At 62.0% G+C, this 11,131-nt stretch carries 6 protein-coding genes and 1 pseudogene; 2 read left to right on the plus strand and 5 right to left on the minus strand.

All coding sequences use genetic code 11. The features are described from left to right. Nucleotides 1-93 precede the first annotated feature (93 nt). Both GAA2_RS11760 and istB read left to right on the plus strand, forming a co-directional pair. Nucleotides 94-1,485, plus strand: coding sequence for a Mu transposase domain-containing protein (locus GAA2_RS11760; RefSeq protein WP_096273747.1), 1,392 nt, complete (start codon nucleotides 94-96; stop codon nucleotides 1,483-1,485). Further along, nucleotides 1,482-2,333, plus strand: a complete 852-nt coding sequence (istB, locus tag GAA2_RS11765) for an IS21-like element helper ATPase IstB (protein ID WP_006438910.1) — start codon at nucleotides 1,482-1,484, stop codon at nucleotides 2,331-2,333. Before GAA2_RS11760 ends, istB begins: the two co-directional genes overlap by 4 nt. Nucleotides 2,334-2,369: 36 nt before the next feature. Here the strand turns inward: istB and GAA2_RS11770 are convergent, their stop codons facing one another. The 5 genes and pseudogenes from GAA2_RS11770 to GAA2_RS11790 all read right to left on the minus strand — a co-directional run bounded on the left by GAA2_RS11770 (nucleotide 2,370) and on the right by GAA2_RS11790 (nucleotide 10,978). Further along, nucleotides 2,370-4,814: an AAA domain-containing protein gene (locus GAA2_RS11770; protein WP_262410957.1), complete on the minus strand. Its 2,445-nt coding sequence runs from the start codon at nucleotides 4,812-4,814 to the stop codon at nucleotides 2,370-2,372. A gap of 49 nt (nucleotides 4,815-4,863) precedes the next feature. Continuing rightward, nucleotides 4,864-5,664 (minus strand): ATP-binding protein, encoded by an 801-nt coding sequence (locus tag GAA2_RS11775; protein ID WP_006438890.1) that lies wholly within the window; start codon nucleotides 5,662-5,664, stop codon nucleotides 4,864-4,866. Between the two features lie 4 nt (nucleotides 5,665-5,668). Then, nucleotides 5,669-7,300, minus strand: a complete 1,632-nt coding sequence (istA, locus tag GAA2_RS11780) for an IS21 family transposase (protein WP_191835001.1) — start codon at nucleotides 7,298-7,300, stop codon at nucleotides 5,669-5,671. A 161-nt stretch (nucleotides 7,301-7,461) separates the two neighbouring features. Further along, a pseudogene (locus tag GAA2_RS11785) lies at nucleotides 7,462-8,136 on the minus strand (AAA family ATPase); the annotation flags it as partial. A gap of 985 nt (nucleotides 8,137-9,121) precedes the next feature. Next, nucleotides 9,122-10,978, minus strand: coding sequence for a DUF2075 domain-containing protein (locus GAA2_RS11790; RefSeq protein ID WP_006438712.1), 1,857 nt, complete (start codon nucleotides 10,976-10,978; stop codon nucleotides 9,122-9,124). Nucleotides 10,979-11,131 lie beyond the last annotated feature (153 nt).

Below are 11,131 nucleotides of genomic sequence, written 5' to 3' on the forward strand. Positions count from 1 at the left end.
CCTACCCGTGTGGCATCGCCAACGAGGGCGGGTCTCCCCGGATGCTGGTGGTATCTGACCACGCACCAGCTATCCAAAGGAGACCCGCTCCTCATGCTTACACGAGAGGAAGACGTGGAAATTCGCGCCCTGAAAGAACGAGGCTGGACGATCGCGGCGATCGCCCGTCACACCGGCCGAGACCCCAAAACAATCCGGTCCTACCTGAACGGCACCACCGCCCCTGGCGTGCGTAAACGTAGCGCCCCGGACCCGTTCGACAGGTTCGTCGCCTACGTCACCGCCCGCCTGCTCGACGACCCGCATCTGTGGGTGCGGACGTTATGCGACGAACTCGAAGACCTCGGCTACGCGATGTCGTATCAGACACTTTCCCGCAAGATCCGCGAGCTGGCGCTGCGACCGATCTGCCAGGCCTGCCTGACCGCCACCGAACGTCCCAACGCTGTCATCGAACACCCACCTGGTGAAGAGACACAATGGGATTGGGTGGATCTTCCCGATCCACCGGCCGCCTGGGGCTGGGGTTCGACAGCCCACTTGTTCGTCGGCACCCTCGCCTGTTCAGGCAAGTGGCGCGGCGTACTGGCCCCAGCGATGACACAACCGCATGTCGTCGATGGACTCGATCGGATCAGCCGAGGACTGGGCGGAATCAGCCGAGTCTGGCGATTCGACCGGATGGCCACGGTCTGCCATCCAGAATCGGGACGCATCACTGCGAGCTTCGCCGGCGTCGCCAAATACTATGGAGTCTCGGTCGCGATCTGCCCACCGCGCCGCGGCAACCGCAAAGGGGCAGTGGAGAAGTCCAATCACACTGCCGCCCAACGCTGGTGGCGCACATTGCCCGACGATGTGACCGTTGAACAAGCTCAAGCGAGTCTCGATCAGTTTTGCCGCACCCGCGGCGATACCCGCTTACGGGCAACCAAAGACGGCAAAGCCTCCGTAGCGACGATCGCGACCGCCGAAGGGCTGCACCCCCTGCCAGCCACCGCGTATCCCGCGATTCTGGCCACCGAGCGCACCGTCTCACGACAAGCATTGGTCGCCTACCGCGGCAACCGCTACTCGGTTCCACCCGAGCTCGCCTGCGCACAGGTCACCGTCACCCAGGTCCTGGGCACCGAGGTCATCGACGTCGTCACCGCCTCGGGAATCACCATCGCCCGCCACCAGCTGGCGGCCGACGGGACCGGGGCGATGGTCCGCGATCACGGCCACATCTACGCCCTCGAACAAGCAGCCATGGCCAGCGCGAACACCGGACGACCCCACCGCCGCAAAGAACGCATCCCACCCGGCCCGGACTCCATCGCTGCCGCACAGCAGCTTCAGGCAACAGCTAGCAAAGCCGATCAGCACGACTCCATGATTACCGAAACAGTCACTAGTGCAACCCAATCCGAAGAATCAGACGCAGTGATATACGACCTTTCGGTCTACGAACGTGCCGCCCACGGAAGGAACACCCTGTCATGACCACCCACGACACACCGACCGGCGCCGACCGGTTGCCGGCACCGAACACCGCCGAAGCCGCCAGCCTCTACCAACGCCTGCGCGGGCATCTCGCGGTCCTCAAACTTCACGACGCCGCCGAAGCGCTGCCCTCGGTCCTGAACCAAGCAGCCGCCGAAGAACTATCGATGACCGCAACACTGGACCGGCTCCTTTCCATAGAAGTCGAGGCCACTGAAGCACGCCGGCTACTGGGTCGCCTGCGGTTCGCGTGCCTGCCCACACCAGCATCACTGCAGGACTTCGACTACGACGCCGCCGCAGGCATCGACCGCAAGCTGATCGAGGAACTAGCAACCTGCAGATACCTCGAAACAGCGACGAACGTGCTGCTCATCGGCCCTCCAGGAGTCGGAAAAACACATCTGTCGGTCGGACTCGCCCGCGCCGCGGCGCACGCCGGATACCGGACGTACTTCACCACCGCAGCCGACCTCGCGGCCCGCTGCCACCGAGCCGCCCTCGAAGGCAGATGGGCCACCACGATGCGATTCTATGCCGGGCCGACACTGCTCGTGATCGACGAACTCGGGTATCTTCCGCTGCCCGGCGAAGCGGCATCAGCTTTGTTTCAGGTTGTCTCACAACGATATATGAAGACATCAATCGTAATGACAACCAACCGTGGCGTGGGATCGTGGGGCGAAGTACTCGGCGACAACACCGTCGCCGCAGCAATGCTCGACCGCCTCCTACACCGCTCGGTCGTACTCAACCTCGATGGCGATTCCTACCGCTTACGAGACCACAACGCACGAACGGAAAAGCTCCGCAAAGCCACCACCGGAACCCGCCAACCGCTACAGTAAACACCGCTCACAGGTAGGGAATTTCACCGAGCATGATCAGGGAAATTCGCTGAGCCTCGTCAGCACAGCGCTCTGCGCCTCGCGCATCGCCATCCGCGCGGCCTGCCGGAACCGTTCAGCGTCCTTGCCCGTTCCTTTGCCGACACTTCGGATGTGGTCCCGGTAGGACTGCAGTGCCGTCACTTCGCTGGCACTCATCCGCTGTAGACAACTCATCCACGCTCGTTCAGCGGCCAAACGCGAGGTGAGAGAGCTAATGTCCGCTGTTGTAGCGTCGAGCTCGCTGCTCAGACGAGCCTCGAGGCCAGGAGCCCTTTGCTTCTCCACCCAGTCGTGTGCGCGACGCCAGTGCCATGCCTCATGGATGGTCTCCAGTCGGACCGCGATGTCGGGCTCGTCCGCGCGCGCCACGAGTTCGTCGAGCAGTGCGGGAGCTTCCGCTCGCAACCGCTGTTTGATGACTTGGCACTCTTCGTACTCGCGCTGCTGTTGCTGTGCCCGCGCATACGCTGAGACGGCGTCGCTGAGGCGCTCTCTCGAAGCAGCATGAACGCTGTCGATGATGGTGCGCGCTTCGGGCGCTGGCGCGGGCCCGAACGCATTGCTCAGTGAATCAGTGACTCGAGCTAGTTCCGCACGCGCGGATCTCCGCTGTAGTTCCAGCGTGATGGCCGACGCTGCGTGGGAGAGGCTTTCGGCCTCGTCGACGCTGCGGACGATGACCTGGCGACGGGCGCTCCGGTAGAGCGTGTCTTTGAGGTCATTGCAGGCGGCTACCAACCGTTCGATCGTCGTCAGATCTCGGCGAACGTTGTAGAGGCTGTTTACCTGGACGGCGCGGGGCTGTTCGCCGGGGAGGTTGATGCCGAGGGTGGCGAGGAGTTGGCGCGCAGATTCGACGGCGTCTAACGCTTTCAGATGGGCAACAATTATCTCGAGCTCGTCGGCTCGTCTCACTGGATCGCCGTCCACAGCGATGTTCAGCTCGAGCTCGTCAAATGCTTTTTGCTCTGCGGAACGCCGGAATCGACCCTTCCACTCGACACCGGACTGAAGACGATTGAGCCATGCTTCGACAGTCCGCAGTGCTCCGCGGGACACCGCAGGTGCCTCGACAGTGGTCGTACCTACCAATCGATCACAGCGGATCGCTTCCTCCACGTACGCGTCCAGGTCCTGGACACGACTCCAGAGATGGTCAATCGCGCCCGTGAGCACACTGTTCGCTAGGTGCTGTTGGTCGGGGGCAAGCGCACGGCCGTTGTCGACCCACTCTCTCAGCGTCTCGCACTGGGCGAGAACCTGCTGAGCAGTGGCGTCGTCGACGGATTCAATGATCTCGACGAGATCGCGCGTCTGTGCTGGTAGGTCCATGGGAGGACGGTTGACTGCGTCGAAAAGACTCGTCATGTGTGCCGCGCCGGGAAGCAGCCCTTCTAATCGAGGCAGAGTTTGTCCGGCGCGAGCTTCATGTTCGGTAGTTTGCAGTTGGACTAGTCGAACGAGCTCCCTGAATTCTGCTGCACTCAAGGCGGGTTCGGCGGAAGCGAGCGGACCAGGTAGCCACTCCAGCCGGTCGCGATGCTTTTCGAGACGACGAACGATCGCGGCTAGCGTCCCGCTGTATCCGGGCGCGATCTCGGGGTGCTGGTACGTCTCGGATTCACGCAGAGCCCGGATCGATTCGAGAATCGTTGATCGCCGGGTGAGCGCTTGTTCGCGTTTGTCGGTGAGGTCCGCAATCGTGCGTTCGGACGCTTCGGGGATGAACGACGTCTTCCGTTCGGCGATCGTCGCGACGCTGCGATTAAGCTCTTGGGAACCACCGCGGGACAGATCGGTGATCGACACACAGAGTTCCTGCATGTCCTCGGGGAGCTTGTCCCGGAGAACCTGCAGCGCCTGGGACTTCTCACTAGTGACCAGGACGCGCTGTCCTCGAGCAAGCAACGCCGACATCAGGTTTGCGATCGTGTGGGTCTTGCCTGTCCCTGGTGGACCTTCAACGACGACGCCACTGTCGCCGCCGAGTCGCTCGATGATCTTCGACTGTTCGGCATTCGCAGGTAGCGGGAAAAGTGGATCCTCAGCTAGCTCGCTCGGAGCCGTGGCACCCGTGGATTCCAGCCATTGAAGGCGCTCCTCCGCCTCGATTGACGTGACCAATTGGGCGAGACCAAGCGGCGTCTTAGCGGACACCTGTTCAGCTTGGTTGATCATCTGGTCGTAGTACTCGACCAGTGCGAACGCACCGCGCTTTCGTAGGACCAAGGCCGGAGCGAGCGCGAGCGACACATCGTTGCTGACGGTAGGCGGTTCGAGAGCGTCGTCTACTGATACCTCCACGCCAAGCGCCCGAACCGCCCAGCTTTTGAGGAAGACCTGGATCGACGCGTCGAGCGGGGAAGCCGATTCTTTGAGTTGCGCCAGAAGCGTTCGGCTTCCGGTCTGGTCAAAGATCTCGAGGCTGTCATTTGCCACTGCTATGGGACCGCCTGGATTGCCACGAGGATGGGACCACCTTGGCGCGTTATTGAGGATGCTCTGCGGGGTTGGGTCGGTCAAGTCCGGGTCGGTGTCGTTGGCGGTAGGAGGGGCCTTCGATGACGAGGGTGTGCGCGCGTGAGGTGAGTCGGTCGATGGCCGATTGGGCCAGTAGCGCGTCGGCGGTCATGGTGAGCCATTCGGCGGGTTCTCGGTTGGATGTGACGATGGTGGTCTTGGTCTGCTGGTGGCGTTCGACGATGAGTTCGTAGAAGTCGTTGGTTTCGGTCGCGTCGAGCGCTCTGAGTGCGAAGTCGTCGATGATCAGGATGTCGACGGCGGTGATGCGGCGGAGTTCGGCGTCGACGCTGTTGTCGAGGCGGGCGGCTTTGAGTCGGTGGAACAGTTTGTCCGCTCGCGCGAACAGCACTGTTTTGCGTCGGCCGATGGCCATGTGGCCCAACGCGTTTGCTAGGTGTGTTTTGCCGACTCCGACGGGGCCGAGCAGGATCGCGGAGTGGCCGGCGTCGATGAACCGCAGGGTGGTGAGGTCCTCGAGCAGGGGGCGGTCGTAGAGTAGATCGTCTGCCGCGCGCCAGTTGTCGATCCGCATGCTGGGGTCGAGACCTGCCTTGGCTGATCGTCGGGCGGCGGAGCTGGATTCACGCCGTGAGACTTCATCGGCGAGCAATTGTTGCAGGAACGTCAGGTGCGAGGTTTTGTGTTGGCGGGCCAGGGCTGCGCGTTGGGGCAGGGTGTCGGCGAGGGCTCCGAGTTTGAGGGTTTTGAGCAGGCCGAGCATGTCGGCGCCGACAGGTTCGGGCACACTGTTGGTGGTTCGGGTCATCGGTTCACTCCTGAATGGTGTTGTCGGGGTTAGGAACAAGTGTCAACTGTGTTCTGTTGGTTGCGTATTCGGAGGGGTCGCGGGCAAAGCGAGACGATTCCGACCCGGCGGCCACGGGCATGTCCGGGGTGGTGTTCTCGGTGGCCTGCTCAAGCATCGAGGCGATCTTGGGCACGGCGATGACATCGAACTCCAGGGCGGTGGCACAGGCAGCATCGACAGGTCCGGGCCCGTAGGTGCGCACCAGGCCGAGCAGGGTGTACACCGCCCGCACCCGAGACCACGGGCGCGGGTCGTCGACGATACGGGCCGCGTAGAGCCCGATATGGGGGCCGTGATGCTCGCAGGTGGCCTGCAGCTTGCTGATGTTGCGCAGCGCGTAGGCGGCCTTGTCTGCGGGGTAGTCGTTGGGGTCGGTGCTCTGCCCACCGGCGGGCTGGCGCGGGTGTTGCTTGACCAACTCGCCGCGGTGATAGAACTTCACCGCTTCGCTGTCCAGGCGAACGTCCAGTGTCGAGCCGATCCAGGTTTCGGGCAGTGAGTACAGTGCTTTGCCGACCGAGGCGTGAAAGTCTCTGTGCACCTTGACAGTTTTGAAGATCGGTACGTCGTAGTCGGCCGGTATCGGTAACAGGTGGGCGCGCTCGTCTGTGTCGAACAGCACCGCTGGCGCGGCGGCGGTGGTGCCGTGAATCCGCAGCCCCGCGGTGCTCTGGCACCACGCCACCGCGGCGGCCTGGGCATCGGGCAGGCTCGAGAATCGCTCACCGGCCCAAAAGTTGTTCTGCACGTAGTGGATGGTGCGTTCTACCCGCGGCTTGTCGGTTGGTGTGGCGACTCGGGCGGTGTCGGTGACGAACCCGGCATGCTGGCCGTAGTCCAACCAGCCCCGAGACAACCTCGGATTGAGGGTGTCTGCTTGGGTGACAATAGGTTTCATGTTGTCCGGAATGATCACAGCGAACACGCCGCCGAAGAACTCCCACGCCGCTGAACAGCCCTCGAGGATCGTTGACAGGGTTTGGGTGTGTGAGAGCCACACGAACGTGTGCCGCGAGTACACGGCGGTGAACACCAGCGCGAACACTTTGCGGCGCTTACCTGTTGCCGCATCATCGAGCATCCCGAGGTAGCCGAAGTCGATCTGGCACTCCACCCCGGGATCCCCATCGGCCACCCGCACCGTGGTCGTGGTGCGGCGATACCCACAGCACTCGGTCGCGAACCGCACCAGCGTCCGATACGGGACCACACACCCCTGACGGGCCAGCAGGATGTGAATCTTCGTCACCGTCAACGGTTCTGGATTCTCCGGCGTTCCTCCCCTCACCCACTGCGTGATCTGTTCGCTGAACGGCACCAACGCTTCCCACGCCTGGCCATGACCATTCGGCCGCGCCGGACGCACCCCGGCCACCACCGCACCGAGCAACTCATCGGTCAGTGCCGACGCACCGACATCGCGCGTCAACCCCGCCGCCTGCGCCGCCGCGATGTAGCGTCGCACCGTCTTCCTATCGACACCCGCACGCGCGGCGATCGTGCGCAGACCCGGCGCCGGTAACCCCACCGCAAGGCCCAACCACAACCGCAGGACTTCTCTGATCTCTTCCACTGCAACCTCCCGGTAGCCCATGCCGTCGGCCCCTTCCGTGAACATCGTCACGGCCGAGTCAACGGACAAAATGAAGGACCACCAGCGCGACGCGCCGGTGGTCCCATAACTGGCAATCCAGGTGGTCCCATCCCTATGGCAAACAATCAGCCCAGGTGGTCCCTTCACGGTGGCAAATGACAGAGGCCGGTGAGAAGCTCACTGTCTTCTAATCGGCAGGAAGACAGCTCTACGAGTCTCACGAGCAGATCACCGGTCGATTCGTCTCGTTCGACGGTCGCTTCCTGCGTCACGAGGTGTGTGTTGACCCGTGAACCGTCAGCCATCTTCGACGGGAGACTGAGTAGACCCGACGCGACCACCAGTTCAACAGACTCTGGCCGCGCGCTGAGCTCGTGCAGCATTTCTGTCAGGGCCTGATAGAGCTCAAATTGGGGTCGACGCTGCCGATCTGTCTGGGCCCACATCGCCCAGTCTTGATACCACCGGTGATACTCCGAGCGAGCACTCTCAACCTCAGGTGCCGGCGTAGAGTTCGACGATTCGGGCTCATGAAACTGCGGACCTGCCGTATCGCTGCGGTCGATTAGGTCTGTGTCGGCCACCCACGGCTCGAGAGAGCGGGGTAACGCGGGCGGATCTTCCAGATGCACGCGCGGCGCCTGAACGACCACCTCGCCGGCCGTCGCAGAGTGTTCCACCTGGAAGGGTGCACTACCAGGGAAAAGCCACTGAACTCGCTCGTGGTCCTCTACCCGGAGGACGGGCCGTGTACGGGCCTTCACCATCTCGCGGAGGAACTGCATCAACCTGCCGACGCGATCCTTCAGGTCCGCGTCATTTTCTCGACTGGCCACTCGACAACCTACTAACTCAAGCCGCGAAGCCACGGCGCCCTAGTAATCGAAGACACCATAGCGGTAGCCCGCGACAGTTAGCGGAAGTAACTGTCGCTTTGCAGGCGTGTGCGGAGGTTCGCCCAGAAGGCGCCTCGGAAATCGTCCGTTCGGGTGACAACGCGTTAGCGCTGCGCGATGCCGGTGTTCCACTCGCGATACCCGTACGACGAACACGCTGAGCAAACTAGGCCGTTCCGATCAGCGCAGACTACCAAGCCTTCCAGTTGGAACAACGTTCGAAAATGACTAATGCGTGGACGAATATGAGATGCAGCCCTATATCGGGTGCAGATTCTATTTGGAAAAGGCGGGCCGGCAAGGTGGACCCGCACCCTTCGGACAGATTCCGAAGTGCATAGTCGTCCCGAGTTCTTGGGAATTCCACCTATATTGCTAGTCGCTCCAGAGGCGGCCGCCGCGGTCCCGGCAAAAACCACGAAAGAATCCGATCCCGGTCACTGCCGTCGCGTAATCTCGTCGACGAAAGCAGTCCAGTCCTTATCGCCTACGATGGCAATCGATTCCGCGCGGGATGCAGCTCGTCGGATGCCCTCTGAAATATCCGCCGGGATCGGTGCGTTATAAGCCGTCGAAACACCGGGTGCGTGTGCAACGAGTTCGATGTCGAACCGATATGGGTACATCAACTCGGACTGGCGAACCTCATCGGGCCAAAAGTACCCCGACTCCAGCACAAGTGGTGACAGCACGCGGAATATGTACACGTCGATCGTCGCGGTGACCCACTCCTCGGGTTGACAACGAGGACCTCGACGAAGGCCTTTGGCCTGCGCGCCGATAACGTGCCAACCGAAAGTAGTGGCAGCCTTCCAGTCGACCGGCTCCTTTCGTAGCCCCCACCGCCCCTTTCGGATCCCGAATCTCAGGTTGCGTTGTACGTCAGGGTCGACGCCGGAGTACGTAGTGAGGACAGACGGCATCCCTAGGGCCCCTCAACAAGAGAGTGCAGCAGGGCCTGGGTTTCGGGGTCAGTGGAGTACATTCGCATACCCCGCATTCCGCGAGTAAGAAGCACCTTGTAGGTGTTCCGAATAGCCCGATCGAACGACAAACCGTCACCCCGCTTGACCTGCTTGTCGTGGCTGTACTCCGGGCGCGCCTCCCAATGGTCCGTACGCCAGACCAGGTCAGGCCCGAAAATTACGGCGCCATAGTCATATTCGAAACCCTGGGCTGTGTATACGCATCCAACCTGGTCGAAGCCTGCCGGATCAAACGCCCAGTACGCCGTCCCTGGGGCTCCAGCATGTGATGTGGACTTCTTGTTGTTCCAGGGCCGCTTCCAGTCGCCGATCACTACATCGTCGACAAGTCCGCCGCCTTTTATCGGGTCGCTCCACTCCCAGCAGTACCCGGCGGCGATGCGGGCGGAGTAGCCGTCCTCCAATAGTTGGCGCAGCCTGGTCTCGATCAGTGAAGGAGCTTCATCGACGTGAACGTCGAAGGCTTCGTCACCCTCCCATTTGACCGGACCTCCGGGCTCCAACTGTAGGAGGCGATGGACCCACTTTTCGTATGCTCGGCTACCCCCGCAGCGGAACTGTCCATCAAGGTCGACTTCGGTGACCTTGCAGCCCATCCTGCTTGCTGCGCTCTTGATTTCGGCCACACTGCCGCGTTCCGACGGCTTAACGACTTGGTACTCATCTAGCAGAAAGACCGGGACTCGCGCCGAATCAATGAGCTCTTCCACCTGTGGGCGGCCGGTGCGCAGGATCGCCTTGGTAAATCGGTTGGTGGAGGTCTCACGTATGCGGTGAGCCTCGTCGCAGATCAGCACATCGACACCGTTCGGCTCTGCATCGATGAACTGGTTGTAGTAGGTGAAGAGCCGCTGGACACGGGGTTGCCTCGCGCCTGCAACCTTTCGCAGCGTCTGAGTGAACGCAGACGACCCGGTGGCGTGGAGAGTCGTGCGACCCTGCCGTGACAGTTCACCGAGGAGACTTAGCGCGATGACGGACTTTCCGGAGCCTGGTCCGCCCTTGATGATGACGACCTCTTTCGTCGCACCACGGGAAGCGTTGCGCACGGCACGCATGACGTCTTCGTAGGCGACCTGTTGCTCGTCAAGAAGGACGAACTGCTCGCGGTGCTGGACCTCCTCGGCGGCCAGTGCCATCAGTTGCTTACTTGGCCGGACGGCGGAGTTCAGTAGAAGGTCCGCTGCGCCAGCGCCATTCGCCGCCGATAACTTTGACTTTAGGAAGCTGATGAAGTCGCTTCTCCGGTCGGCTGTGAAGAGTCGTCCAGTTTCGCTCTGCTCGAAGTCCCACAGCTCGTCAACTCCCCCACTAGACGCGTTGTGTAGGTAGACGACTCCAGAGAGCTGTTCAGTGGTTCCCCCGAGGGCGGCGATGAAGTCAGAGATGTGGGTGCAATATCGACGGACCTGCTCGACCGGATGAAGCCGTTCCAGCACGCCGTCCAGGAGGACGACGCTTTCAGTTCCTGGAGCCTTGCACGCTCTCGTCCATTGCTTCAGCTCGACAACGACGTAGGACGGTTCAGCTGTCTTTGGATGCTCACCACACAAAACGACGTCGGCGCGTTTACTCGTCAGCGGTAGCCGGTACTCAATCAGCATCTCAACCTTGTCGAGACCTGCGTCTTCGAGGTCGCCGACCAGCACTTGAAGGCTTCGTTCCCAGGAACGGACCTCTCCAGGAGACGGCTGATACCCGAACTCGTACGAAAATTGCTCAGTCAGCGTCTCGACCAGGCGGGTAGAAGTTATCTGGCCGCGCACACCGGCGACCGAGGCTCTGAACAGCGACAAGGCAGCTCCAGGAAGACACGAAGGACTTCCCGCTCGGGTTGGAGCCTTGTCGTAGAGACGCGTCTGTCGGGCCGTAGCGGATTACTCGGCCGAGTCTAGTGCCGTAGGCGACAATCGGAGCAACGCGGCCGCGCACCTTATGCAGGACATTGC

The sequence above is a fragment of the Gordonia ajococcus genome (assembly GCF_012974285.1).
GTDB classification, from domain to species: domain Bacteria; phylum Actinomycetota; class Actinomycetes; order Mycobacteriales; family Mycobacteriaceae; genus Gordonia; species Gordonia amicalis.